Annotated in this window: 23 protein-coding genes, 1 tRNA gene and 1 pseudogene; 11 read left to right on the forward strand and 14 right to left on the reverse strand. The window is 50.3% G+C overall.

What is annotated here, in order from left to right:
- Nucleotides 1–102: 102 nt before the first annotated feature.
- The 6 genes and pseudogenes from B7991_RS07170 to rpsT all read right to left on the reverse strand — a co-directional run bounded on the left by B7991_RS07170 (nt 103) and on the right by rpsT (nt 6762).
- The gene (locus B7991_RS07170) at nt 103–1485 is read right to left on the reverse strand and encodes a BamA/TamA family outer membrane protein (RefSeq protein ID WP_088630215.1); all 1383 of its coding nucleotides are present in this window, start codon (nt 1483–1485) and stop codon (nt 103–105) included.
- A 1-nt stretch (nt 1486) separates the two neighbouring features.
- On the reverse strand, nt 1487–4405 hold the full coding sequence (locus B7991_RS07175) for a hypothetical protein (RefSeq protein WP_088630216.1): 2919 nt from the start codon (nt 4403–4405) through the stop codon (nt 1487–1489).
- Nucleotides 4406–4411: 6 nt separating this feature from the next.
- Nucleotides 4412–4879, reverse strand: coding sequence for a hypothetical protein (locus B7991_RS07180; RefSeq protein ID WP_088630217.1), 468 nt, complete (start codon nt 4877–4879; stop codon nt 4412–4414).
- A gap of 9 nt (nt 4880–4888) precedes the next feature.
- Nucleotides 4889–5314 carry a roadblock/LC7 domain-containing protein gene (locus B7991_RS07185; protein WP_088630218.1) on the reverse strand — a complete coding sequence of 142 codons (426 nt, stop codon included), beginning with the start codon at nt 5312–5314 and terminating at the stop codon, nt 4889–4891.
- Nucleotides 5315–5698: 384 nt separating this feature from the next.
- Nucleotides 5699–6271, reverse strand: a pseudogene (locus B7991_RS15230) (ATP/GTP-binding protein); the annotation flags it as partial.
- A 230-nt stretch (nt 6272–6501) separates the two neighbouring features.
- Nucleotides 6502–6762 (reverse strand): 30S ribosomal protein S20, encoded by a 261-nt coding sequence (gene rpsT / locus B7991_RS07195; RefSeq protein ID WP_012820070.1) that lies wholly within the window; start codon nt 6760–6762, stop codon nt 6502–6504.
- A gap of 99 nt (nt 6763–6861) precedes the next feature.
- On the opposite strand from rpsT, the gene B7991_RS07200 reads away from it, so the two are divergent.
- Entirely contained in the window at nt 6862–7953 is a 1092-nt protein-coding gene (locus B7991_RS07200) for a DegT/DnrJ/EryC1/StrS aminotransferase family protein (RefSeq protein WP_088630220.1), read from the forward strand.
- Between the two features lie 94 nt (nt 7954–8047).
- Here B7991_RS07200 and B7991_RS07205 read toward each other — a convergent pair whose 3' ends face one another.
- Entirely contained in the window at nt 8048–8905 is an 858-nt protein-coding gene (locus tag B7991_RS07205) for a Cof-type HAD-IIB family hydrolase (RefSeq protein WP_088630221.1), read from the reverse strand.
- A 71-nt stretch (nt 8906–8976) separates the two neighbouring features.
- Here B7991_RS07205 and B7991_RS07210 point away from each other — a divergent pair, with 71 nt between their 5' ends.
- Complete coding sequence (locus B7991_RS07210; RefSeq protein WP_088630222.1) at nt 8977–9927, forward strand: bifunctional oligoribonuclease/PAP phosphatase NrnA; 951 nt, start codon at nt 8977–8979, stop codon at nt 9925–9927.
- On the opposite strand, the gene B7991_RS07215 is transcribed toward B7991_RS07210, so the two are convergent.
- Together B7991_RS07215 and B7991_RS07220 are read right to left on the reverse strand one after the other, a co-directional pair.
- A complete protein-coding gene (locus B7991_RS07215) occupies nt 9924–10589 on the reverse strand; it encodes a LysE family translocator (protein ID WP_088630223.1) in 666 nt (221 codons plus the stop codon). The two genes, B7991_RS07210 and B7991_RS07215, sit on opposite strands and share 4 nt — an antisense overlap.
- The gene (locus tag B7991_RS07220; RefSeq protein WP_088630224.1) at nt 10589–10969 is read right to left on the reverse strand and encodes a hypothetical protein; all 381 of its coding nucleotides are present in this window, start codon (nt 10967–10969) and stop codon (nt 10589–10591) included. Before B7991_RS07220 ends, B7991_RS07215 begins: the two co-directional genes overlap by 1 nt.
- A 146-nt stretch (nt 10970–11115) precedes the next feature.
- On the opposite strand from B7991_RS07220, the gene mraY reads away from it, so the two are divergent.
- The 5 genes from mraY to B7991_RS07245 all read left to right on the forward strand — a co-directional run bounded on the left by mraY (nt 11116) and on the right by B7991_RS07245 (nt 15515).
- Complete coding sequence (gene mraY / locus B7991_RS07225) at nt 11116–12264, forward strand: phospho-N-acetylmuramoyl-pentapeptide-transferase (RefSeq protein ID WP_012820076.1); 1149 nt, start codon at nt 11116–11118, stop codon at nt 12262–12264.
- 71 nt (nt 12265–12335) lie between these two features.
- On the forward strand, nt 12336–13673 hold the full coding sequence (locus tag B7991_RS07230; protein ID WP_088630225.1) for a UTP--glucose-1-phosphate uridylyltransferase: 1338 nt from the start codon (nt 12336–12338) through the stop codon (nt 13671–13673).
- A 130-nt stretch (nt 13674–13803) separates the two neighbouring features.
- Nucleotides 13804–14769, forward strand: a complete 966-nt coding sequence (locus B7991_RS07235; protein ID WP_254917878.1) for a lauroyl acyltransferase — start codon at nt 13804–13806, stop codon at nt 14767–14769.
- Nucleotides 14770–14884: 115 nt separating this feature from the next.
- Nucleotides 14885–15340: a Smr/MutS family protein gene (locus tag B7991_RS07240; RefSeq protein ID WP_088630227.1), complete on the forward strand. Its 456-nt coding sequence runs from the start codon at nt 14885–14887 to the stop codon at nt 15338–15340.
- Between the two features lie 101 nt (nt 15341–15441).
- Nucleotides 15442–15515, forward strand: a tRNA-Pro gene (locus B7991_RS07245).
- Between the two features lie 224 nt (nt 15516–15739).
- Here B7991_RS07245 and B7991_RS07250 read toward each other — a convergent pair.
- Both B7991_RS07250 and B7991_RS07255 read right to left on the reverse strand, forming a co-directional pair.
- The gene (locus B7991_RS07250) at nt 15740–16489 is read right to left on the reverse strand and encodes a hypothetical protein (protein ID WP_088630228.1); all 750 of its coding nucleotides are present in this window, start codon (nt 16487–16489) and stop codon (nt 15740–15742) included.
- 198 nt (nt 16490–16687) lie between these two features.
- Nucleotides 16688–17554 carry an NAD(P)/FAD-dependent oxidoreductase gene (locus tag B7991_RS07255; RefSeq protein WP_088630229.1) on the reverse strand — a complete coding sequence of 289 codons (867 nt, stop codon included), beginning with the start codon at nt 17552–17554 and terminating at the stop codon, nt 16688–16690.
- 54 nt (nt 17555–17608) lie between these two features.
- On the opposite strand from B7991_RS07255, the gene B7991_RS07260 reads away from it, so the two are divergent.
- Nucleotides 17609–18745: a glycosyl hydrolase family 8 gene (locus B7991_RS07260; protein ID WP_233138377.1), complete on the forward strand. Its 1137-nt coding sequence runs from the start codon at nt 17609–17611 to the stop codon at nt 18743–18745.
- 10 nt (nt 18746–18755) lie between these two features.
- On the forward strand, nt 18756–19670 hold the full coding sequence (locus tag B7991_RS07265) for an FISUMP domain-containing protein (protein WP_088630230.1): 915 nt from the start codon (nt 18756–18758) through the stop codon (nt 19668–19670).
- A gap of 427 nt (nt 19671–20097) precedes the next feature.
- Here B7991_RS07265 and B7991_RS07270 read toward each other — a convergent pair whose 3' ends face one another.
- The 3 genes from B7991_RS07270 to argJ form a co-directional block, all read right to left on the reverse strand.
- Entirely contained in the window at nt 20098–21273 is a 1176-nt protein-coding gene (locus B7991_RS07270; RefSeq protein WP_088630231.1) for an iron-containing alcohol dehydrogenase, read from the reverse strand.
- A 92-nt stretch (nt 21274–21365) separates the two neighbouring features.
- The gene (locus tag B7991_RS07275) at nt 21366–22115 is read right to left on the reverse strand and encodes a hypothetical protein (protein WP_088630232.1); all 750 of its coding nucleotides are present in this window, start codon (nt 22113–22115) and stop codon (nt 21366–21368) included.
- Nucleotides 22116–22464: 349 nt separating this feature from the next.
- Nucleotides 22465–23682: a bifunctional glutamate N-acetyltransferase/amino-acid acetyltransferase ArgJ gene (gene argJ, locus B7991_RS07280; RefSeq protein WP_012820087.1), complete on the reverse strand. Its 1218-nt coding sequence runs from the start codon at nt 23680–23682 to the stop codon at nt 22465–22467.
- Between the two features lie 74 nt (nt 23683–23756).
- On the opposite strand from argJ, the gene greA reads away from it, so the two are divergent.
- Both greA and holA read left to right on the forward strand, forming a co-directional pair.
- Nucleotides 23757–24224: a transcription elongation factor GreA gene (gene greA, locus B7991_RS07285; RefSeq protein ID WP_014545276.1), complete on the forward strand. Its 468-nt coding sequence runs from the start codon at nt 23757–23759 to the stop codon at nt 24222–24224.
- A gap of 3 nt (nt 24225–24227) precedes the next feature.
- Complete coding sequence (holA, locus tag B7991_RS07290) at nt 24228–25196, forward strand: DNA polymerase III subunit delta (protein ID WP_088630233.1); 969 nt, start codon at nt 24228–24230, stop codon at nt 25194–25196.
- The last annotated feature ends 13 nt before the right edge of the window (nt 25197–25209 follow it).

Raw genomic sequence — 25209 nt, forward strand, 5'->3', positions numbered from 1 at the left:
TGAACCCGATAGGGTGAAGAATCCAGTCTCGTTTTCAACACCCTAGATGTCACTGGATGCTTCGCTTCGCTCAGCATGACGTTATCCAGTCACACAAGACCGTTAAAACAGCGTTTTCACGCCAAAACCTAGCACACCGTCTAGGTAATCGCACCCATTGCGGAGCGCATAGTAAATGCTAAAGCTCCAGGCCTTGCGGTACTGCGTAAACCCGATGCCATAATCGTGCTCGCGCGCCCACCCGTGGAACGGCTTCATCCGCCTATAAATCCCCGGCTGGTAGAAAAGCTCAATCGACAAATCGTAGCCATCCTGCCATAAGAACGCGGCCTGCGAAAAACCGTACGCCCGCGTCCGCATAAAGCCATACATCATCCCCTTGAACGAATTGATGCCGCCCAGGCTAAACAAGTCCTCGCGCGCAAACGAGCCCCCCGACGGGAGCAACGCGCCAGCCGCTGCCGAGTAACGCACAATAAAGTTCTTCCACAAAGGCAAGTAATACACAAGCGATGATTGCAAACGCAAATAGCTATCAAGCGAATCCGGGCGGTCCATCATCCACGCCAGAGACAAATCAAATGACGTTCCGCTCCGAGGCAAAACGCTCCGGTCAAACGACACGTACGAAAGTTCAAACGTCGAACTTTTCTCGTCATTGCCAATGCCCACGAATACCGCCACATCAAAGTTAAAGCCCACATTTCGCGACACGCCAAGTTCCAAATGCGAATCGCGTGACAGCGAATCGTCTTCAAAGAACCCGCGCACAAGCACATCCCAGGCCGTCCCAAAGATAAAGCGTTCGCGATACGAGCCTTCTAGCCGTCTAGAATCGCTCTGCGAATAGCCCTCCATCTGCAAATCGCGCCCCGTCCCCAAGATGTTGAACAATTCGAGATTGATCTTACCTTCCCAGACATTCTCATCGCTCGAATACGTGAGGAATCCTTCGGCTGCAGAAATCGGAGCCGCCCGCATGGAATATGCCGGGATAATGCGGTTGCGCACAGGATCGCGGAACAAGCGCACATCGGCAGTCTTTTCGTAATAGCCCAATCGCGAGAGCCTGCGCTCCGAGCGCTCCAAATCCGAAAGCGAAACTTTTTCGCCAATTTCAAGCCCCGTCAATTGCGCAAAGACGTCAGCATCAGTCGCTCCCGAATCAAGATTTTCCGGACTAGCCCACACCCACGCGCTGCCACGTACAAACTCGCAACGCATGACGCCAGCACTATCCACTGCGACATCCAATTTAGCACCAACAAACCCACGGTCCTCATAATAGCGCAACAGTTTCTGCTTTGCCGCACGCCAAGAACCACAAGGTGCCCCGACAACATCATTCATCGAAAGCTCTTCAAACTCGCTATGCTCCCCCACCCATTCCACACGTTCAATACGGCACTCGGACGCATAGCCCCAAACCGCGCCCAACAAGAGCACCGCCACAACGCACAAAATATTTCGCCACCACAACTTCATACTAGAAATACGCCTTCGCCTCGGTAGCCAGTTTTTGGAACACATTTTCTTCTGCATCGCCAAAGCGCAAGACATAGCGGAGCGAAAGCGACAAGAAGTTATTCACCTCGACCGAAGCCATCGCCTCAAGTCGGTACGTAATGCCATCACCAAAACCAGACATCATCTGATACGGAATCACACCATCATGCGTGTCCATCTGAATTGACGCAAACGACACATGAGCATCGACAACGCCCTCTTTTTCAAAACCCACACGCAGTTCCTCTTCCCAAAGATGCGCCCCGAAACGTTCTTCCATATCATCTTCGCCAGAACCTTCCCTGTAGCGCACACGAGGCATCAAGCTAAAGCCCGCCGGAAACTTCCAAGTGTAGCGGCCCGTGATTTCCCAAATGTTCCAGTCCAGTTTTTGCAATGCGCCCAAGTGAACTTTTTCAAAAGTATTATCAACTCCAACATAGTGATTATCGTTTATATTAAATCCGGCAGACAGCTTATGATCGAACATATCCTGAAAATACCCGATAGAAGACATTTTCTTTTCGTAACTTGCACTCGGGTTATACGATGCAGAAATTCCTGACGGATGCTCCCAGGCAAGGCTCGCTTCCCACGAAACGGTTCCCGCCGTCACGCGACGCAAGGCCGCCGGATAAGCCGGAGGGAAATAAATCTTCTTGCCTGTTGTATCTTCGGCTTCGGAGTGATACGATGCACTCAAAGTGATATCGCGCAACAGCCCTTGCGAAATTCCAAGCGAAACTCCCGGGTTCCATTCCAAAGAGGCTTCAAACGTCGCATTTGACGAAAGTACTGCACCCACGGAATCGTTACGGCCCATGCCTTCATAGACAAAGTCACCGTTATCGACGCCTTCGATAAAAGAGCCCGTAAGGCTATCGTAACGCACATCGCCCGTGCCCTTTGCGACAGCCTTGTAAATGGCCGTGTAAGTCTGCTCCGAAGTCATACCGAAACGGTACGCGACAGAGCCTTGCACGCCCATATCGTCACCACCAAAGTTCGTCGTCAAGTCGCCCACCCAAGAATCCGAGGCGCCCAGAGAATCCGTCACAGCATGCGAATACTGCAACAAGTGCGAAAGGTTAAACTTCCGGAAGTTCGCCTCAGCCGACTGCGTCCATGTCACGAGATTCACGGAATCGCGCCAGTCCTCATCGCGGGAATATTCCGCACGCCCGTCCGCACGACCCGAGATATCGTGTTTGCGCACGGTGAGCGTTCCAACAGCCTCCTTCACATTCCACAAGTCATCATTCAATGTAGCACCAACAGCAGTCTTTGCATAACCGCGTTCCGTCTTATAGCCAAGCGAATCGCGCACAGAATAGCGCACATCGCCACTGCCAAACGGCCTAAAGAATCCGCGCAAAAATTCCGAAGAGAATGTGCCCTGATAACGTTTCTGGTCCACTTCCTGTGTACTTGAAACATAGGCTGCCGTAAATTCACTTGTTGCGTCCAAACCGCGATGCACAAGCATAAACTCCGAACGCGAAGAATTCCAGCGTTCATCATCGCCACGGCGGTATCCCCACTTGGCCGTTCCAAACCAATCCTTGCCCAAGCGTATCCTGAGCGCAAGTTCGTCATAGCGCAAGTCGCCCTTCAAAAGCGCACTGTCCAAGTCCCATTCATTGCGGAGTGCATACGCATCCCAATCCCGTTCAGTACCGCCAAATTCAGATATGGCAAACCCCTCTTGAACGTAATTTCCATGGACCGAGAGCGCTACCGGGAACGCATTCATGTTCTGCGTCGAGTCTGTAGTCACAAGCCATCTGAACGCACGCCCACTCGGGCCACCGACGTGTTTTGAAACTGTATTCGAATCCATGCGATTGAGCCCGAGTTCGACATCGGCGTAAAACCGATGTTCCGCCTGTAGGCGGAGGCGTGCTCCCAAGCGTTCCGACATTTTCGGGCGGTGCAAATCCTGGTCCAAAGAATCTTTCAATTCTCCGCCCCGGTCGTTTTTCAAGCGTTCGTAATCGGCGCTATCGAGCGTGCTTTTTCGCATGCGGTCCACATCATTTTCCAAATGGAATCCCGACACATCAAAGAACACATTTTCAAACCGCAAACTACCTCGGGCCGCATACATCGTATAAATATCGTTATCCAAGTACGCATCGTATTCCACACGGACATCATCATCCGAGCCCGGAATAATCCCGTTCTTAAAGTCTAAAAGGCCACCCGCATAATTCACTTCGTAATCGCGGTTTCGCACAAGCTCTACACCATTCAACCAGACTCTTTCGGAATTCGGCACTACCGAAATGAAACCGCCCGATTCATCGAGATGATAACCTTCGCGCTGCCCCTGCACACCGCTGAACGAGCGCGAATAACGCGTCACCTCGTCCGTGCCCCACGCGCCACTCACCTCGGAGCCATGATAGCGAAGCGTCGCCATTGCACCAAGCGTCGAACGGCTAAACGACGTAAGTCCCATCGAATTGTCCGTCCACGTCAAATCGCCCAAATGCAACATCGCATACGGAGATTCCACCCGAAAATAAATCTGGTCCACTTCCTGGAGCGTTGCCGTCGTCTGGTCCCCAGCCTTGCGGTCCACATCCGACAAAAGAGCATCAATATAAACGCTATCGGCAAGGTGCCCCTGAATCGAGAGCCGCAGTTCCTGATCGACCTGCGTTCCACCATCGCCCACAGTCACCAGCATCGTCTTGTAACCGTGCGTCTCGATTTCTGCACGCGATGAATCTTCGGCCTCCGGCGCATTCATAGTCGCAACAGGACTCGTCGCATCCGGCGCATTTTCTAAAGCATTTCTTTCAAGAATTGAAGGATCCCAGACCGGGAGCGAATCCACATCCAACGCAAAGGCTAAGCTGGCAAACAGCAGGCCCAGACAAGGAATAGACCGCATACAAAATTACCGGGAAGGGGTCACCACGCGGAACTGCCTGCTCGCAAGCAACTTACGGCCAGCCACCAAATCGACACTCCATTCGCCAAGTTCGACCAAGTCCGAAGCAAGCATCGAGCTGCAAACGTCACCCGTAAGGTTGCAGGATTCTACAAAGATTGTATCAATACCCAAGAACCAGATGTGGAACAGGGTATCTTCCTGATAACGTGCAGAATTTGTAATAGACGAAAAAACGTAAAGTCTCGTATTCTCTTCGAACACGCTATCGGCGCCAAACGGCTCCCCATTCACAATATGGCGGCAAACGACACTATTCGCAGGCGAAAGCTCAATATCGGAATTGTCGGTAAAACTAACTTCGTCATCGATAAAGAACATGACAAAGCGGTGGACAAAGAAACCAAGAAAAACGACTATCGCCAAGACAGTCGTCTTACGCAAGTTTCGCAGTGGCGGAAACCGACCTGCCACAAGCACCTCCTAACGAACAAGACTGCTCGTATTCTGCGTAAACGCAGGAACGGCGTCCTCCAGCTTTTCGACCAGCAAGCGGTTAAAGTCTTCAATACGGTTCGGGAGTCTTCCTCCGTTAAAGACCTGCACAAGCAAAAGCGACTGGTCCACTGGAGAAATATAAACGGAACGGTTCTCGCCCGTAAACGATACGGACTGGAACTTTTCGCCGCCAAGCATCACCCCAATCTGACGGGAAGAGTCAAACGCGGCGATACTCAAAACCGCAAGGGGCGTTGCATCAAGGTCAGATCCAAGGGAACCGACTTCGGCAATGATGTTTCCATCACGATGGCAAAGAACAACATATTCGCACTTGACACTGGCCTGGTAGGCCATCATCAAGCGACGCACTTTGTTAGCATCATCAGAATAAATTGTATAATCGCTCATATTACACCACAGATTTTAGATTTACTTGTCTTTCGGTTTGTACGGACGTAAAACAATTTCATCATCATCCGTCTGTGCAGGTTTATCGACCGACCTGCCAAACGTGGGCATTCTAGGTACGGCAGTCGACACGCGCGGACGTGCGAACGGCGAAGACATGGCCCCCTTCTGGAACAAGCCAGAACCGGCACCGCCGGAGTTCGCCATGTTTGCCTGCGGCTTGGCGGCAAACGACGGCATACGGAACGGGGACGTCGGCTGCTGCGGAGCAGCAGATGCGGCCTGCGGTTTAGCATCCGCATTCTCGGCCGGAGCATCACTTGCAGGGGCTGCGGCACCGGCATTCACGGCGGCTTTGCGCAAGAATCCCTGCTTCACATTAAACTTTTCGATGACTAACATGGCAATCGTCTTGAGCGTCGTCACGACACCCTTGCCATTATGGGCAGTCGCCGGGAAGAACGGGAGCTTCTTTTCTGGATTGAGCATTTCGTTCATTTCATCCAGTGTAAAGACGTTCTCCATATCGCGCTTGTTGTACTGCAACACGAACGGAATGTCGTCCAAGTTCATGCCGTAATCCTGCAAGTTCTGACGCAGGTTCTGGAGACTTTCCAAGTTTTCAGCCTGACGGGAACGCTGGGAGTCTGCTACAAAGACAATCCCATCGACACCACGAAGAACAAGCTTACGGGTGCTGTTGTAATAAACCTGACCAGGAACAGTATAAAGCTGGAAACGGGTCTTAAAACCCTTAATGTCACCCAAATTCAAAGGCAAAAAGTCAAAGAACAAGGTTCGATCACCTTCTGTTGCGAGCGAAACCATGTCCGTGCGCTTGTCTTGAGGCATTTTCTGATGGATAACCTGCAAATTCGTGGTTTTACCACTTAAACCAGGACCATAGTAAACGACCTTACAACTAATTTCTCTTGTAGCAAAATTAATAGACGACATTATAATTCCTTGAAACCCAATACTTAATCTAGTAAAAAAGAATCGTAACAAAAAAAATATTTTCTTTTTTTGGCTTTTTTTAACCAAAATCACAATTTTTCGTCTAATCGAGAGTATTCTATATCACTTTTTTTTGCAATTCAATCTAAAAAAGCTGTATATGACAAAACAACCCGATACACCATTGGCATATCGGTTCATTTTGCTTAAAACCTTGTAAAAGACTTTAATTAAGCGAGGCCGTTGATGACCTTAGCAACCTTGGCCTTGTAGTTGGCAGCACGGTTGGCGCAGAAACCAGCGCGGTGAGAAACGGCAGCCTTGTCGAGCATGCTGAAGAGCTTCGGCATTTCTTCGAGGGCAGCGGCTTTCGTAGCAGCAGTGCGGATAACCTTGAGGCTAGCACGGATAGCGCTACGGGTGGAACGGTTCATTGCGTTGGCCTTTTCGGCCTGGAGCAAACGCTTTTTGCAAGACTTGTGTTGAGGCACCTTAAAATCTCCGGGTGAAAACCTACTTAAAAATGTTAGCACAAAGATAGTAAAAGTTTAAAAGTTGTCAAGGGGCGGGAAAATGCTAAATTGCACACCATGATTCCGTTTATCAATATACGTGCACAGCGCGAAGCCTATTTATCCGAATTTAAGCAAGCCGAACAGGATGTCCTCGACAGCGGCTGTTTTATCGGAGGGCCGGTCGTCCAGGCGCTGGAATCAGAACTTGCGGAATTCACGAGAGCAAAGCACGCCATTACCTGCGGTAGCGGAACGGACGCATTGACGATTGCACTCCTTGCTCTCGGGCTCAAACCGGGTGACGAAGTCATCGTTCCAGACTTTACCTTTATCGCCCCCGCCGAATGCGTGATGCGCCTCGGAGGCATCCCAAAATTTGCCGACATTGACTCGGAAACGCTCCAAGTCAGCGTAGAAAGCATTGCAAATCTCATCACGCCAAAGACAAAAGGCATTATTGCGGTAAACCTCTTTGGGCAGTGCGCCCCGTATGAGAAAATCCGAGAATGCGCACAGACAAACGGCCTGTGGCTGATCGAAGACTCGGCTCAGGCGTTCGGGGCCATGCAAAACGGAGTCCCCGCCTGCACGTTCGGGGATATTGCCATCACAAGCTTTTACCCCGCAAAACCACTCGGCTGCTACGGCGACGGCGGAGCGCTCTTCACCGCAAACGATGAACTTGCGCAAAAAATCCGCCTCATCGCAAACCACGGCAGCCAGACGCGATACATTCACGAGATTTGCGGCATGAACAGCAGACTAGATGCCCTCCAGGCAGCAGTCCTTCGTGTGAAGCTTCGCCATTTCAAGGACGAGCTCAAGAAACGCAGCGAGAACGCCCGCAAGTACAATGAGTTTTTCAATGCTGTTCCGGGAATCGCGCCGCAAGAAATCGCAAACGGCAACACGAGCACGTATGCACAATACACTGTATTAGCGGAAAACCGCAAATCCTTTATCGAAAAACTAGACGCCGCGGAAATTCCGTACTGCATCCACTACCCACAGCCGCTGCACACGCAGCCATGCTTCAAGGGCCTCAGTGCATCACGAGATGGCGCCAGCAACGCCATTGAGGCCTGCCAAAAAGTCGTCAGCCTCCCCATGTGCGCCTTCACGGACGTAGAAGAAATTATTGCGAGACTCCGCAAAACGACAATCTAACGTCAGTCGCGGTTCAAGACTTTACTGGACGCTTCGCCGTTCCGGCTCAGCATGACGGGGAAAGAGCACTCGGCATGACAACATCAAATCCAGCTCAGCATGACGCGTTCAACACAAATTTTTCAATAACTTCGGTGATTCCGGAATGGTTGTTGTCGTGCTCGGTCACGTAATTGGCGACAGCCTTTGCCGCCGGTGACGCATTCGCCATAGCCACCCCGACACCAGCCGCTTCGATCATCGGGCAATCGTTTTCTTCATCGCCCACGGCAATCGTATTTTCAATCGGCTCGTGATAGAAGTCCGCCATGTAGCGCACAGCAGCGCCTTTGTTCGAAAGCATGTGCGAGAACTCAAGCATTTCGGGCTTGCTAAACACGTCGAACAGCTTGCCCGCCGTAACCGTCCGCATCTCGGCGCGGAAATCCACGAGACTCGAATGTTCAAACGGCGTAATCACGTTCACCTTAATCGGCGGCTTAACCACGACATTGATCGGACCGTCATTGCCATTAACCCCACCATAATAATTGCGGATATCATCTACAACAACATAATCCATTTTCATCAAGCGACAATACGTTTTGAGCTGTTCCGTCTCGTATTCCGAGACCACCAAATCGCCCGCATAAGTGTGTGCGTGCATTCCGCGTTTGTGGGCTTCGTCCATGATGAACTTCACCTGATCCACAGCGATGCGGCGTGTCAAAATCGGCTGTTCCGTTCCGCAGTCGTAGATGAGCCCACCATTAAAACTCACCAGAAAATATCCCGGCTTCAAGAAGCCGTACTTTTCAGCAATGTGCTTTACGCTTGTGAGCGGGCGCCCTGTCGTCATCACGAACTTGTGTCCAGCCCCAATCATCGCCTGGATTGAAGTCATGTCCACCTGGCTAATATTCTTTTCGTCGTCGAGGAGCGTACCGTCTAAATCAGTAAATAAAAGTTTCATCGTGGCAAATATAGAAAGTCCGTCTAGTCAATCCAAAATATTTATTTACATTTTTCAAAAAAGGAAGTCTTATGCAAATTGATGATTTACTGCAAGAAGCTAAAAGCGTTGCCATTTTTGGGCACGTACGCCCTGACGGAGACTGCGTGGGCTCTACACTTGGTCTTTACAACTACATCTGCGACAACTACCCGACCACAAAAGTCCGCATTTTCTTGGAACGTTTCCCCGAGAACTACAAGATTCTCACCAACTCCAACGAAATTAACGAATTTTACAGCGATGAGTTTGGCTCGTTCGATTTAGCGTTCCTTTTGGATTCATCCACATTCGACCGTGTCGGTGCAAACGGCGAAAGTTGCCTCAAAGCAGCTAAAAAGACTTGCAACATCGACCACCACGTCAGCAATCCGCTGAACCTCTGCGACGTCAATTACGTGGACGCAAAGGCAAGTTCCGCATGTGAAGTCCTCTACTTTTTATTGGACCCGAGCAAAGTCAGCAAGGCAACCGCAGAATGTTTGTACCTCGGCATCGTGCATGACACAGGAGCCTTCAAGTTCAGCAGCACCGGCCACAAGACGATGACGGTCATTGGCGACTTGCTTGAAAAAGGCATCGACTTCACGCGCATCATCAACGAGACGTACTACACGAGAACGTATACCCAGACGCTCGTAACAGGCTATGTGATGATGAGCAGCAAACTCGCCCTCGACGGAAAAGTCGTCTACAGCTACCTCACGCCCGAAGACATGGACCGCTATTCCGTGACTCCGGTTGAACTCAGCAGTGTCATCGACACCTTGCGCGAAGTCACCGGCACTGAAGTCGCCATATTCCTCTATCCAGTCAACGGCGATTACAAGATTAGCCTGCGCAGCAATTACGTTGTCGACGTCAACAAAGTTGCAGGAGTATTTGGCGGAGGCGGCCACGTCCGTGCCGCAGGCGCAAGCTCCAAGGACACTCCCGAAGAGACAATTACAAAGCTATTGAAGGTTATTCAGGAACAGCTTTAGACAAAAAATAGCGCGACAGCCAAGAAGACGAACACCGCACCGCTGAACCAATTCAGATTGCGATTCGCCTTCGGCGATGTCAAAAGGAACTTCTTCACAGTCCCTGCCAAAAGCGCAATGCTCCCAAAAACAATCATCGTCGCCAAGATAAATTCACCGCCGAAAATAGCCATCTGCAAACTCGGGTGGATTGGACGCTCCAAGCGCACGGCCGGCGGAATCAGCGAAAGCACAAAAAGAATCACCTTCGGGTTCGTGAGATTCATGATAATGCCACGCATGTAAAGGCTACGCGCAGAAGGAACACCGCTGATTGCATCACTAGACTTTACTGGATCCTTCGACTCCACTGCGTTCCGCTCAGGATGACAAGAGTCAACATGCACAACGCCGGCTTTCACCCCGAAACTCTTGTACGCGAGATAAAGCAGATATGCCGCACCAAGGCACTGGATGACAAAAAACGCCGTCGGGCTAGCCGCAATCAACGCCGAAACGCCCGCCACAAGCAGACAGGTATGAATAGCAATTCCTGTGCAAAGTCCAAGGATAATGCAAAAACCGAGACGCGCCCCGTAGGTAGCGCTCTGGGCAAGCACAAAAAGGTTATCTGGTCCAGGAGCAATCCCAATGACAAGCGCGGCAATGAAAAATTCAAGCATTACAGTTTACTCAAGAAAGCGTCCACGTCGAGGTCCGCAAGGTCTTTTTGCAACGCGTCAAGTTCATCATCCGTAATTGCAGTGTGATTTTGCTCACGTTCGTCGGCACGTGCATTCGAGACATCGACAAGCTTTTTGAGCGCATTGGCCACCTCGCCCACCGTGCCATCCTGGCGCATCACGACGTTCAAGACCTTCGAAAGTTTTTCACGCAATTTCGAGAACTCTTCGCGGTCTAGCTCAGATATTTCCCCATGATAGCACATCAAGGGGGTCTGGCATCTAGCACACGGAAACACCATCATATTCGAGAAGTCTCCGTCTATCTGGACCTTAAATTTTGTTCCGCAATGCGGGCATTCGATATCCATTTCACTCATATTCTAAAATCTAGAACTTTTTACAATTCCTAGCCAACATAACTACAATATTTTATCTTTACGCAGTCCATCTCGCTTCGTGAACCCGTTATTTTTATCTCATATTTCCTAACCACTGTTTACTAACCACTAATCACTAGTCAAACATGCTTTGCCACTGGCTATATCAAACAACAAACATTGACCTTTTTGACGGTCGTCTGTTCCGTGCGGGTGTTGCCGCCATGCTCTCCATTATTTTGGTGCTCTTCTTCATGCCGAAGTACATTCGCTTCTTGCAGAGGTTGGACGCCACGAGCGATTTCGACAAGGATGGCAAGACAAAATCGCCTCCGATTATGGGCGGCCTTCTCCTCGTGATTGTCGTTGAAATTGTTTCACTGCTCGTTTGCCAGATGAACGGCTACACCATCTCGACTCTCGTGATTTTGGCACTGTTCAGCGCCGTGGGCGCCACCGACGATATGGCCAAGGTCCGTGCAAAGCGCCTCGTGAACCAAGGCAAGCTCAAAGCCGCCGAATACATGGACAAGGCGGACGGCATTTCCAGTTCACTTAGACTTTTCCTCTACTTCTTGTTTAGCTTTGTCGTTGCCGTTTTCTGCTACAAGTTCATCCCCGAACTCAAGGGCGATTTGACCATTCCGTTCTGCCCGATTGACGTTTTCCAAATCCATCTTCCCAACTGGATTTTCGTTGCCTTCATGACATTTGTCATCGCCGCATCTGCTAACGGAACGAACTTCACGGACGGTCTCGACAGCCTCGTTTCTGTACCAATCCTCACCAGCATGGTGTTCGTTGGACTCGTCGCTTACGTGAGTGGCAACTTCATCTTTAGCCAGTACTTGAGCGTGCCGTACCTCCCCGGCTGCGACGAACTCTTCCCGCTCGCCACCGCCATCGCAGGCGCATTGCTCGCTTATCTGTGGTTCAACAGCCCTCCGGCAGAAATCTACATGGGTGACGCAGGCTCTGTCGGCTTCGGCGCAGCCATCGGTATCATGTTTATCTTGGTACAGGCCGGACTCTTCCTCCCCATCGTTTGCATTATCATCATCGCCGAAGCTTGCTCCGTGCTCATGCAAATTACATGGTTCAAGATTACCAAGAGAACGACCGGCACCGGCAAGCGCATTTTCCTTTGCGCCCCGCTCCACCACCACTACCAAAAGAAGTGGGACGGTCGCTTCCCAAGCAAGCCGCTCATGAACTCCAAGATTGTGTGGCGCATGCACCTCGTGAGCATCTTCGCCCTCATCTTTAGCATGGTTGTGTTCTTCGGTATTAGATAGTTTACCATAACAACAAGACTTATCGTGCCCGCCATTGAGCGGGCATTTTTCTTTTTATTATATTACATCGCATGAATATTATCGAAACTTTGAACGCCGCAGGTCAGCAAGAACTGGCCCAACATTTGGAATCCTTGACGGGTGATGCCCGCGCAAATTTGGAACGCGATATTTTGAGCCAGGACTGGCAAGAACTCAAGGCACTCCACGCAGAAAAGTCCGCAGCCAGCCTGAGCGACAACGTTTCTGCCGACCTCACTCCGATGCCGTGGAAACTTGCAACCGATGATCTTCGTTACGACTTCTGGAAAGAAACGGGTGAAATTCTCCTCGGTCAGGGCAAAGTTGCCGCATTCCTCGTAGCAGGCGGTCAAGGTTCTCGCCTCGGTTTCGACGGTCCGAAGGGCATGTATGACATTGGCCTTCCGAGCCACAAGAGTTTGTTCCAATTGCAGGCCGAACGTTTGCGCAATTTGGGCGCCCGCGTGGGTCACGCCATCCCGTGGTGCATCATGACGAGTCCATTGAACCACGAAGCGACGGTCAACTTTTTCAGCGAAAACAACTTCTTTGGTTTAAACCGCGAAGATATCCGATTCTTCCAGCAGGGAACGATTTGCGCCCTCACCGCAGACGGCAAGGCTGTTCGCGACGGCGAAGACCATTTAGCGCTTGTACCCGATGGAAATGGCGGTTGTTTCCGCGCTCTCGCCCAGAGCGGAACACTCGCTTGGCTTGTGGAACGCGGCGTGCAATACGTATTCCTCTACAGCGTCGATAACGCCCTCTGCCGCATTTGCGACCCGGCATTCATTGGAGCTCTCGCCGAAAAAGGCACAATTCTCAGCGCATCGAAGGTCGTCCACAAGGCCGGCCCGAACGAAAAAGTCGGCATTTTCGCCTTCCAGAACAAGAAGCCAGGCGTTGTCGAATACAGCGACCTTCCGGAAAACTTCCGCGACATGACGAATGCCGATGGCAGTCTCACGTTCGACGGTGGCAACATCGCGATTCACTTGTTTAAAATCAGCGGACTTCGCAAGTTGCAGACAAGCAAGCTCCCGTGGCACACCGCACGCAAAACCGTTTGCGGCATCGAAAAGTGCTTCAAGTTCGAACAGTTCCTCTTTGACGCCTTCCCGCAGCTCGGTTCCATGCTCCCGTTCGGCGTCGTGCGCGAAGAAGAATTCAGCCCGGTCAAGAATGCCGAAGGCAACGATTCTCCGAAGACGGCTCGCATCATGATTGGCAAGCTCCACCGCGAATGGCTCCGCAAGGCGCACGTCAAGATTGACGAGAAGAAGTTGTACGAAATCTCGCCGACGATCAGCTACGCTGGCGAAGGTCTCAAGCAGAGCATCTTTGACCGCGAACTCGGAAGAAACATCCTGGAATTTGAAGAGGATTAACCAGGCGTCAGCCTGTCATTCCCGCGAAAGCGGGAATCTCCATTTCAGCAAAAGGAGATGCCCGACTAAATCGGGCATGACATTAGTGAGAAAAACTTTATATAAAATTTTTCTACACACCTTATTATGGTTGCCGAACATATTCTATTCGGCATTTTTTGCAGTCGTTTTCCCGATTTACAAGGCTTTGCACAAGAAGCGCGCCTACGGGCGCGTTGAAAAGCACTTGGCAGCCGCAAAGGAATACGTTATACGGAAAAGCAACGATACTAACAAAATGCCGCACGATGTGAAAAGCCCAAACCTAGATGCGCTTGCGACAATAAATGCGCGCGACACATTCAAAGGCATTTTCTGGAATGCGCTAGAATCCTACCGCGGACTCGCCCGTTTCAAAAGCGTTGAAAAGCGAATCGTGTACGAAAACGAGCACATCATCCAGGGCGCCATCGCTGAATGTGCTAAACAAAACGCCCCCATCGCAGGCATCAGCATCCACCAAGGGGCATTCGAACTTTTGCACCGCGCTCTTTGCCGCTACAGCGAACACGTACACCTCATTACAGATTCCGTCGGCGACATAGCATTTCGCGAAGTCCTCAAAGACCTCCGCAGTGATCCGCACCTGACCGAATATCATCCCGATGAAACAGGACGCCTGATCCGTGAACTTTTCCGCACAAAAGGCATTCTCGCAATGGTCATCGACCAAGGCAAGCATACCAAAGGGAACACAGTCTCGCTATTCGGTCGTCCAAGTACGCTCTATCTGCGCCTCCCGCAAAAAATAAACGACATGGGTGCAGGCATCGTCACATTCCGTACGTGGAGCGAAAAGAAGCGCATCGTCATCCGCTTCGAAAAATATTACCCGCCAAAGTACGACGTAACACACAAGCCACCGCACATCAACCAGAACACCATAAGCGCCCCAATATGCGGAACGCACGCAGGCTCAAGCGACGAACGCGCAAACGCAACAATCGACAACAGCCCGCTCGTCACGGGAATCGCACGCGAAGTCGAAATGTGGATTGCCGAGCACCCCGAACAGTGGAGCTGGAATTACCACGGGAATTTTATTGCAACACTCTAAAAACAATGCCAAACGCAATGTCACCCCGATCTGTCATCCCGGACTCCGTTCCGGGATCGCCTTACACAGTTTGCATGAAGCTTTTTTTATATTTAGCTTCAAAAAGAGATTTACAATGCCTTTAAATGCCGAAGAAGAATTTCAGTTAGAGTGGATCAAGAACCACCAAATGGAAGACAAGGACGAACTTGCCGAAATCCAGGCCGAGGCTGAAGCCGAAGCAAGACCGCAACGCGCCACACGCGGCAAGAAAATGCGCCGCAATCCCGCCGCCTGGGAAATGCCGAACCCCGAAGATGAAATCGACCTTCACGGCCTCACCTCCGAAGAAGCAGCCGAAGCCGTTGAGCGTCGCATTGACGACCTTCTCATCGCAGGTCTCAGCGTTTTGCGCGTGATTCACGGTGGCGGCAACCCGGAATACGGCAACGTCAAGCGCATCATCGACCGTAAAGTGCGCTCCGAATGGAAAAATCGAGTCGTTTTCTACAAGGTTGAACCCGACAACGCCGGTTCCAGCATCATGAAAATCGGCAAGCCGCACCCGCAAATCGCAAAAAAGAAAAAATAATGAAAAAATTTTCACTTTTTTTGCCCTTACCCCTTTAAAAGTCAATCGAAATTAACTATAATTGTGCGCGTCAACGACGAACCGTCAAGACAAAACAAAAACGGAATATAGCTCAGCCTGGTAGAGCGCTTGCTTCGGGAGCAAGAGGTCGTGAGTTCGAATCTCGCTATTCCGATAAAAAGAGAACCACCCACAAGGGTGGTTTTCTTTTTATATCTAAATACGCAAATGAGAACTCACGAAGTGAGTTCGACAAATTTGTTCCGTGAACGAAGTGAACAATGAACAAATTTGAGATTTTGGCGCAAGCCAAAACCCGAAGGGCAAAAGTTGAAACGAAGTGAAACTTTTGTCTAATCTCGCACCAACTGATTATAGCAAGACTGTTTCAACATCTCGCTATTCCAACCTCTCGCCTACCCACCGTCTTTCCGGATTCGGGCAATGGTCCTCATGACCGTCGGGCCAAACCCAAACTTCATCTGCAAAAGGACATGATTCGCACTTACCGCCAACAGCGCACAGATCAGCACTATTCTTAAAAAACAGACTTCCTTCATGCTTCACATTCGAAGCAGAAAACTCTCCCGACCGAAACTCATCACGCAAAGATTCTAGCAGCGCATCATCTAGCGCATACATTTCACGGAGCTCTTGCGAAGCGACGCTCAACAGCACCACTTTATTCCACTTAATCCTATCAATCCCATTCGCAGAAGCCCATGACACAATCTCCGGCACTTCCTGCAAATTCTTTTTATGCAGCGTCACTTGCAGCGAGACCGTCGCGCATCTCGCATTCTCGCGCAACTTGTCGCGCACCCGAACTAACTTTTCGACGTTCGCTTTCCAACCGTCAAACTGTTCCGAAGCCAAATAGCTTACTTTGATATCGCGGCACGAACGCAATAGCACGCCCATCGCGTCTTCGCTCCCCCACTTTCCTGGGAACGTTCCATTCGTCGTGAGGTTCAACGGAATTCCAAGCGCCCTGCACAACTCCAGCAGTTCGTCAAAATGCGAATAAAGTAGAGGTTCTCCCATCGTCGAAGGAATCACTTCTCGCAACAAGCGCTTTCCCGAAGCATCTCGATCCGCAGCGTACTTTTCAATCGCCGTCCGTGCAACTTCGAAAGACATTTCGCCCATGCCAAACGCGCGGCGCTCCTTATTACAATAAAAAAAACGTTCCCTACCATTATCCGGCGGGCAATCCCCGTTACCATTCTCAGCACTCCGCGCATTACAATTACGCAAAGCCCGCTGGTTCAAAAAACACAGCGGACAATGCAAGTTGCAAACGTCGGGATTTGTAAGTAAAGTAACGCGACGCATTTTCAGCGCGCCTTACTCTCTATGTTCTCTCAGATACTTAATTGCAGCGAGACCCGCAATAGCGCCTTCGCCAACGGCTACAGCCACCTGGAGCGTGCCACCCGTGCAGTCGCCAGCAGCAAAGAGCCCCGGAACCGTAGTTTGGAAATCCTTATCAAGCACGAGCTTTCCAGCATCGAACGCAGCGCCAGCTTTCAAAGCCAAATCCGTTGCATTCGCACTACCCATAGCCACAAACATGCCGTCAAAATTGGCTTCAAGGCCATCGTCAAACTTCACGCCTTCAAATTGCCCTGCGCCCTTGAGCCCCGTAATCTTGCGGGTTTCAATCTTCACGCTTTCAGGGAATTTCGCCGTGAGTTCAGCACCGTTCGTCAATAGCGTTACGCTGTTGACTACAGACAAAAGTTCAGTCGCTTCATGCAACGCATACTCGCCCGAACCAAGCACAGCCACATCCTTTTTACGATAAAAGAATGCATCGCAAACAGCGCAATAGCTCACGCCGTGGCCTTCCATCTCCGCCATTCCTGGGAGCGGGGTCTTCTTGCGGGCAGAGCCTGTTGCCATCACGCAAACCTTGCCGCGATACGTACCATTCAAGCCCGTCGCGACAAACCCAAAACCGTCAAACATGAGGTCCGTTACCTCATCGTCCACTATTTGCGCACCAAGAGCAATTGCCTGTTTCTTACCGACTTCGGCAAGTTCAGCCCCCGTGAGCGGTTTTTCAAGACCAAAATAATTTTCAATTTTGTGGGCCTTTGCAAGCGCACCCACATCCTTACCCACAAGCTGAACCTCAAGTCCAGCACGAAGACCATAAAGGGCAGCCGAGACACCGGCCGGTCCATGCCCCAAAATCAATATATCAGCCATAATAACCTCAACACTAATATACGATTTTATTTATTTTAAAACACGTAATAATTAATGATTTTGGATACCAGGACGATGTTGCAACGCTACCCGACGCGAGATTTATTTGTTGAAGCTGGATATGGTCCCAATTTTGCGGACCAGCTTATTCAGAATGCCTATAGCAAACTTTTTGAGGGCGATCCGATCGACGAGCGCATCTACTTTGAAGCGTCCGACGACATGGCATACATCATCGACATTGGGCACGACGACATCCGTTCTGAAGGCATGAGCTATGGCATGTTCATTGCCGCGCTAACCGACCACGAAGTCACGTTCGACAAGCTCTGGAACTTTTCCAAGCGTTTTGTCCGCAACAACGATGGTCCGCACAAAGGATATTTTTCATGGCAAGTCAACACGACCGACTTTTCCATGATGGACCCAGGCGCAGCTCCTGACAGCGAAGAATACTTTGCAGCAGCCCTCCTTATCGCCGCAAAGAGATTCAACCGCGAAGACCTCCTCAACGATGCCAAAGAGCTCATCCATGATATCAAGTACAAACCGCAGAACGAGCTTGTAGGCCCGATTATCGATCCGGAACGCAAACTCATCAAGTTCTCCCCCGTTCTCGGCAACGACTTTACCGACCCAAGCTACCACACAATGGCATTCTACCGCATGTTCGCCGAAGCAACAGGCGATGAATCCTGGCTTGAAGTCGCACAGGCAAGCATTGAATTTTTGCAGAAGGCGGCCCACCCGGTCACCGGTCTTTGCGCTGACTATGCCGAATACGATGGCACACCAAAGGCCATGCCCTGGTTCCCCGAAAGCAACAACTTTAGCGGAGACGCATGGCGCGTTGCGCTCAACTTGAGCCTCGACTATGCCATCTTCCACGGACACGAAAGCGAAAAAGAAATCTGCGAACGCATCTTGCACTTCTTCCAGAACTGCACGCCGTACCTCTCCGACTACTCCGTCGACGGAGGCCCGTACCCGCACCAAGGCCGAAACGCAACGCCAGGGCTTATCGCCATGAACGCAGCCGCCACGCAAGTGCTCCCGTTCGATGACCCGCGCATTACGCCGTTTGTCAGGCGCCTTGCAGCGCTCTCCGTGCCCTATCGTTTTTGGCGTTACTATGACGGGATGTTGTACTTAATCGGATTACTCGCCACCGCGGGAAAAATCACACTCTAAGGAGGATCGTATGAAACTACCTGCCATCTTATTCATTGCGGCTAGCTCTATCGCTTTTACCGCCTGCGACGATGTTCGTGTTGAAAAATACCCGAACGGGAACGTCCGCTTCGAAGCCACCTACGTCAACGACAAGAAGGAAGGCATCGAAAAGGAATACTACGATGACGGTACGCTCAAGCGAGAATCCAATTACGTGAATGACCGCCGAGAAGGTGTGACCAAGGAATACTACAAAGACGGCACACTCCAATCAGAACTCCCGTACGTGAACGGCTACATCGAAGGAACAGTTATCCGTTACCACAAGAACGGCAAAGTCGCCACAAAGGCCGAATACAAACAAAACAAGCAAATCGCCTTCGGCGAAACATACAACGAAGACGGAAGCCCTGCTACAAGCGGAAGCTACAAGGATCCGCGTGACGGCATCTCCTATGAATGGATTGTCATTGGCGACCAGCTCTGGACTGCAGAAAACATGAACTTCGCTACCGCTTCCGGTGCAATTTGTTCACAATGCAACCATTGGGGGCGCCTCTACGACTTCCAAAACGCACAAAAGGCTTGCCTCGAAGGATTCCATATGCCGAGCAAGGCCGAATGGCAAAAGCTCTTGAAAGTGGCCGGCAAAAAGCCGGGGGTCGCACTCAAGGCTGGATACGGCTGGGATCCGATCAAGCCGGAATCTCCGATTTTTGGAAACGGCAAGGACGAACTCGGATTCGGCGCAAAGGCTGGCGGCGCACACTTCGCCAAGAGCGATGTCGCTATAAAGGACCGCAAATTTGACGAAGCCGGCAAAAAGGCTTACTTCTGGACAAGCGAAGGTGACGTTCTCGTGTTCTTCCACGATAAGGATATCGCCAAGTTTGAAAAGTTCAATCCCGAATTCGGCGCAAGCCTCCGCTGCTTGAAAGACTAATTGGTTATGAGCCTATGGTCAATAGGCTGTAGTCATTAGTCAATGGCCCGAGACCGAAGATTATAAGTAAAAACCCGGTTCCAGCACTGGAATCGGGAATTTTTTTCAAAAAATCCGCAAAAATGGCGAAAAACGGAGGGAACTGGCTATTCAAAGAGTGATTTTCCCGATTTTATGCTACTAAAATCAAATTTTAGGCTTTTTTGTAGCATATTTTTTACTTTATCCACAGTCATTTCGTGCAAGAGTCTCTTTTTTGTGCTACAAAATTAGCATTTTAACGGTTTTAGTAGCACGAAAAGAACAGACAAACTCATATTTTAAGCCATTTTTGTCTAATTTATCCAAAAATCATGCTACTAAATTGAGATTTTTCAACATTTAGTAGCATATTTTTGATTTTTGGGGTTTATCAATTTGAAAAAAACTAAAGCATCGCATGTGCTGCGATCTTGTAAATCGCAGTCACGTCCTTTGCCTTGAGCGGCACGAATCCCCAGCCGTCACCCGGATTCAGCTTTTCCACAAGCGTCGGAATATCTTCTTCTTTCGCGCCAAGTTCGGCAAAGTTAATCGGCATGCCGATGGAATGCAAGAATCGACGGAATGCCTTAATGCCTTCGAGCGCAGTCGCTTTCGGATTTTCAAAATTCATTTGACAACCAAAAACGCGTGTTGCCATCTGTGCAAAACGCATCACGTTATGATCAACCACGTATTCCATCCACGCCGGCATAATAACTGCTAGCCCCGCGCCATGGGCGCAGTCATAGAGTCCCGAGAGTTCATGTTCAATTGCATGGCTATTCCAGTCCTGACTGCGCCCGCAGCCCACAAGACCATTGTGGGCTACCGTACCCGCCCACATGATGTTCGCACGAGCCTCGTAATTGGCGGGTTCGGCCATGGCGCGCGGGCCCTCCTTGAGCATCGTGATGAGCAATGCTTCGCAAAGGCGGTCGGTCGTTTCGACTTCCAAAGTATTCGTGAAGTAGCGTTCAAACACATGAGCCATGATGTCGGTAATGCCGCAAGCCGTCTGATAAGGAGGCAACGTGCAAAGCAAAGCCGGATTCTGCACCGCAAACCTCGGACGAATCACATCAGCACCAATATCGCGCTTGAGCATTCCCTCTTCCTTTGTCACGACGGAATCGCCACTGCCTTCGGAACCAGCGGCAGCAATCGTCTGCACTACGCCAATCGGGAGCGCCTTCGTGACCGGCAACTTTTTCGCATAGAAATCCCAAAAATCGCCATCGTAAAGAGCACCTACAGCAATTCCCTTAGAACTATCAATGACGGAGCCTCCGCCCACAGCAAGGATGAAATCAACATCGTTTGCACGCACCATTTCGATGCCCTTGTAAATCAAGGTATCGCGCGGGTTCGGCTTCACGCCACCGAGCTCCACAAATGAAACGCCCGCAGCATTGAGCGACGCCTTAACGCGGTCAATCAAACCGGAACGCACCGCAGAGCCCCCACCGTAATGAATCAGCACCTTCGTGCCGCCATACTTTTTGACGAGTTCACCGCATTCGTTTTCGCGGTCCTTACCAAATACAAATTCCGTGGGGCTGTAGAAATTAAAGTTATCCATATTCCATCCTTGTGTTTCAATTAAAAATACAAGAAAATCCCACCCAGCGGCAGGATTTTACCAAATTTTCTGTTCTCTAGAGGAAACATCTACTAAAATTTAAGCGAAACGCCTACGTGCGGAACAATCTGAAACCCAGAAAAGACATGATTGAGTTTATAATCAATTGTTTCAAAATTATCGTTGCGATAATTAAATTCTTTCGTTCTATTTCCAAAACCGAACAAATTCACAGTCACATCTACACCCGCATTAATTCCAAACCGTTCCGTAATTCGATACCCCAAAACAATATCGGCACCACCAACAAAATTAAACAGCAGCGTTGAATATTCGTCGGTGATATCCTCCATCTGATAAGTTTTCCCCAAGTATTTCATGTCACCACCCAAAATAGCATGTACCGCTAATATGAAATCATTTACAAACGGAGCATAGCCCAATCCAACTTTTGCATTCAAATCAAAACGAGAATCAATCTGATTCATATGGTCATACGGATCAAAATAAGAATATTTTTTGGATTCATTCACAGGGAAATTAATAAAACCAATTCCCGCGCCGACCTCAAAAGACAAACCACTTTGATAAACCAGATCACGCGTCCACTTCAATTGAAGTCCCATGGTCATATCCATTTTTAAATCACGATCACGAGAAAAGCTGCCATCATCGTATTCTAAATTGCTATACTGGGTCCACGTTCCACCCCAATCCATCGGAAGCGCAATACTAAATGTATGGAAAACAATACGCTCCTTCTGTTTTTCATCACTTTGTGCAAAAGACATTAATGCCAAGAACATCACGGCAACAAGCACATTTTTCATCAAATTGGACATTCCATTCTCCATCAAAAATTTATACGAAAAGATAAATATATTTTAATCAAAAAAATCTTTGGATTCTTCAAAATCAAAAAATTCTTTGAATGACGAAAAAAAACTTCCCGGAGCATACCCGAGAAGTTTTAAACAATCACTGGATCCTTCCCCCCTTTGGGGCTCAGGATGACAACTCTATAATTCCATTCTGCATTTTAGCATTGGGAAAAGGAGGGTCGTACCGTGAGCACAAAACGCCTCGTATTAACGAGGCGTGTGTGCAAAATAATCGGCTTCAGGAAGAAACTTGAATCAACCCCGGTACGTTACCGAAAGCATTTCTGTCTACTTCCTACTGCCTACTATACTACGTTGTATACTCTGCGTTGATTTTCACGTAGCCATAGCTCAAGTCGCAAGTGAATGCGCTTGCAGAAGCCTGACCAATGTTCAACACGAGCGTTACTTTGTATTCACGCTGACGAACCACGGCATGCAGTGCAGCCGTCTGCTTTTCATCCAGCTGTACCGGACGGCCACCTTCAAGAACCTTGACTTCACCAAAGTAGAGGTCCGTGTGTTCGGCAACCATGTTGCAGCCGCTAGAACCAGCGCTGCTGAGGATACGTCCCCAGTTCGGGTCTTCACCGAACATAGCGCACTTGGCGAGGTTCGAGGTTCCGATGAATCGAGCCATGCGAAGTGCTTCTTCGTGGCTTTCAGCCTTTTCAATGCGGAGTTCGATGAGCTTCGTTGCACCTTCACCGTCGCGGACAATGTCCTTGGCGAGGCTCTGCATCACGAGCGTCAAAGCTGCGCGGAATTCGCCCTGTTCGCTGAGGGAGAGGTCTTCGTACTTGATGCCGCTCATGCCGTTAGCGAGCATGATGCAAGTGTCGTTCGTGCTGGTGTCACCATCAACCGTAATAGCGTTGAAGGAGTCTGCGATGTTAGCGCGGAATTCAGCAAAGAAGTCAATCGGCAAAGCAAGGTCAGTCGTGATGAACGCAAGCATCGTTGCCATGTTCGGGTGGATCATGCCAGAACCCTTGCAGGCGCCACCGATAGTCACCACCCCCTTTTCGGTCTTGATTTCCACAGCGTGGCTCTTGAGAGCAAGGTCCGTGGTGAGGATAGCGCGGCCAAATTCTTCGGAAGCATCTTCATGGAGCTTTTCCACGAGCTTCGGGATACCGGCTTCAATCTTGTCCATCGGCATCAAGTGGCCAATCACGCCCGTGCTGCAAACAAGCACGCTCTTCGGCGTAAGCTTGAGAGCTTCTTCGGTAAGCACAGCCATGCGTTCAGCATCGGCATAACCCTTTTCGCCCGTGCAAGCGTTAGCGTTACCGCTGTTCACGATTACAGCAGATGCAAAGTGGGCATGTTCCAAAGCGGCCTTGTCATAAAGGACCGGAGCGGCCTTCACCTTATTGGTGGTAAAAACGGCGAAGCAGCGGGCAGCCTTTTCGCTCTTGAGAAGAGCCATATCGGCATTGCCGCTGGCCTTGATTCCGGCGCAAATTCCAGATGCGGTAAAGCCCTTGGGGGAGCAAACGCCGCCTTTTTCCAACACAGTGTACATAGTATCTCCTAAAAAGAAGCTTTCTTTGCGATTCTGGGCTCGCAAGGCCCGTTAAAATTTTTACCTTATGGAGCATGGAAAAGATCATGTTTACACAAGAGGCTTACGACAAGCTCGTTAAGGACCTTGAAAATTTAAAAAATGTTGAACGTCCCCGCGTACTTCAAGAATTAGTTGATGCCCGTGCACAAGGCGATTTGAGCGAAAACGCAGAATACCATGCCGCCAAGGAGCGCCTTGCCTCTATTGACAACATCGAAATGCCGAAGCTCCAGGACCAGCTCGCCCGCGCCCAGGTGATTGCATTTGATGCGAACTCCGATACCATCAAGTTCGGCGCCACCATCACGGCCAAGAACCTGAAGACCAAGCGCGAAATCGTGTACCAGCTCGTTTCCCCCGAAGAAGCCGACGCCCTCAACGGCAAGATCAGCTTCAAGAGCCCGATCGGGGCTGCCCTCATGGGCAAGAAGCGTGGCGATACGGTCGAAGTCGTAACGCCCAAGGGCAAGAACCAGTTCGAAATCATCGATTTCAAGTAATCCATGTTCGTAACGCTCATCGGCAAAGACCAGTTCAGCAAGGACAAGCGGATTGAAAAATTCCTGTCCGAGACTCTTGGCGACCGGATTTCAGATCCGATGGCCAAGCAGGTGCTGTACGCCACCGATACAAACATCGCCTCCATCTCCGATGTCATCATCGAAGCGTGCGATTCCGTGTCGATGTTCTCGCCTGAACAGGTCATCGTCGTACGCAAGGCCGAAGCCCTCAAGACCGACGACATGAAGGCTCTTGCCAAGTGGCTCCCCCACGCAGCAAGCGGCAAGTTGCTCTTCGATTTTGAAACACTTCTCGCCTCCAGCGAGCTCTACAAGGCTCTCGCAAAGGTAGGCAAGGTCGAAAAGTTCGACGTTCCGAAGCAATACGAAATGGCCGACTGGATTTCAGCCGTTGTCCCGACGCACTTTAACAAGGCGATTGAGCCTGCAGCATCGCAGTACCTCGCCGAAGCGCTCGGCAACGATACCAAGCTCGTGAGCGAAGAAGTCGAGAAAATTATCCTCTACGCTCCGGACTGCAAAAAGATTACGCTCGACCTCGTGAAAACGATGGTCGTCTCCCAGCGCGATATCCCGACCTATGAGATTGAAGGATTCTTCGGCATGCAGAATGCCAAGGCTTACGTCCAAAAGTTAAACGAGCTCTTGAACAGCGGCGTCGACGCCATCCGCATTTCGAACACGCTGTACAACTACGCACTCTCGCTTTTGAACTACGGCTCGCTTACTGCAAAAGGCGTCTCGCCCGAAGAAGCCGCTAAAAAGATCGGCAAGAACTACTACATGTTCGTGAAAAAAGGCCAAGCCGCCGAATGCTGCCGCCGTTGGCGTAAGCCACTCCTCGTGCGCGTATTGCGCCGCCTCGCCGACCTCAATTACGAAATCAAGAGTGGCAAGTGTCCGACCCGCATGAGCCAGGAACTCGCCCTCGCCGCACTCGTCGTGCGATAATTAGAATACAGAA

It is taken from the genome of Fibrobacter sp. UWB3 (genome assembly GCF_002210405.1).
GTDB lineage: Bacteria > Fibrobacterota > Fibrobacteria > Fibrobacterales > Fibrobacteraceae > Fibrobacter.

What these genes read in the sequence shown, in the direction of transcription:
- B7991_RS07170 (WP_088630215.1), bottom strand. Translation starts at nt 1,485, where the DNA reads ATGAAGTTGTGGTGGCGAAATATTTTGTGCGTTGTGGCGGTGCTCTTG.
- B7991_RS07175 (WP_088630216.1), bottom strand. Translation starts at nt 4,405, where the DNA reads ATGCGGTCTATTCCTTGTCTGGGCCTGCTGTTTGCCAGCTTAGCCTTT.
- B7991_RS07185 (WP_088630218.1), bottom strand. Translation starts at nt 5,314, where the DNA reads ATGAGCGATTATACAATTTATTCTGATGATGCTAACAAAGTGCGTCGC.
- B7991_RS07200 (WP_088630220.1), top strand. Translation starts at nt 6,862, where the DNA reads ATGATTCCGTTTATCAATATACGTGCACAGCGCGAAGCCTATTTATCC.
- B7991_RS07205 (WP_088630221.1), bottom strand. Translation starts at nt 8,905, where the DNA reads ATGAAACTTTTATTTACTGATTTAGACGGTACGCTCCTCGACGACGAA.
- B7991_RS07210 (WP_088630222.1), top strand. Translation starts at nt 8,977, where the DNA reads ATGCAAATTGATGATTTACTGCAAGAAGCTAAAAGCGTTGCCATTTTT.
- B7991_RS07215 (WP_088630223.1), bottom strand. Translation starts at nt 10,589, where the DNA reads ATGCTTGAATTTTTCATTGCCGCGCTTGTCATTGGGATTGCTCCTGGA.
- B7991_RS07220 (WP_088630224.1), bottom strand. Translation starts at nt 10,969, where the DNA reads ATGAGTGAAATGGATATCGAATGCCCGCATTGCGGAACAAAATTTAAG.
- mraY (WP_012820076.1), top strand. Translation starts at nt 11,116, where the DNA reads ATGCTTTGCCACTGGCTATATCAAACAACAAACATTGACCTTTTTGAC.
- B7991_RS07230 (WP_088630225.1), top strand. Translation starts at nt 12,336, where the DNA reads ATGAATATTATCGAAACTTTGAACGCCGCAGGTCAGCAAGAACTGGCC.
- B7991_RS07240 (WP_088630227.1), top strand. Translation starts at nt 14,885, where the DNA reads ATGCCTTTAAATGCCGAAGAAGAATTTCAGTTAGAGTGGATCAAGAAC.
- B7991_RS07250 (WP_088630228.1), bottom strand. Translation starts at nt 16,489, where the DNA reads ATGGGCGAAATGTCTTTCGAAGTTGCACGGACGGCGATTGAAAAGTAC.
- B7991_RS07255 (WP_088630229.1), bottom strand. Translation starts at nt 17,554, where the DNA reads ATGGCTGATATATTGATTTTGGGGCATGGACCGGCCGGTGTCTCGGCT.
- B7991_RS07260 (WP_233138377.1), top strand. Translation starts at nt 17,609, where the DNA reads ATGATTTTGGATACCAGGACGATGTTGCAACGCTACCCGACGCGAGAT.
- B7991_RS07265 (WP_088630230.1), top strand. Translation starts at nt 18,756, where the DNA reads ATGAAACTACCTGCCATCTTATTCATTGCGGCTAGCTCTATCGCTTTT.
- B7991_RS07270 (WP_088630231.1), bottom strand. Translation starts at nt 21,273, where the DNA reads ATGGATAACTTTAATTTCTACAGCCCCACGGAATTTGTATTTGGTAAG.
- B7991_RS07275 (WP_088630232.1), bottom strand. Translation starts at nt 22,115, where the DNA reads ATGTCCAATTTGATGAAAAATGTGCTTGTTGCCGTGATGTTCTTGGCA.
- argJ (WP_012820087.1), bottom strand. Translation starts at nt 23,682, where the DNA reads ATGTACACTGTGTTGGAAAAAGGCGGCGTTTGCTCCCCCAAGGGCTTT.
- greA (WP_014545276.1), top strand. Translation starts at nt 23,757, where the DNA reads ATGGAAAAGATCATGTTTACACAAGAGGCTTACGACAAGCTCGTTAAG.
- holA (WP_088630233.1), top strand. Translation starts at nt 24,228, where the DNA reads ATGTTCGTAACGCTCATCGGCAAAGACCAGTTCAGCAAGGACAAGCGG.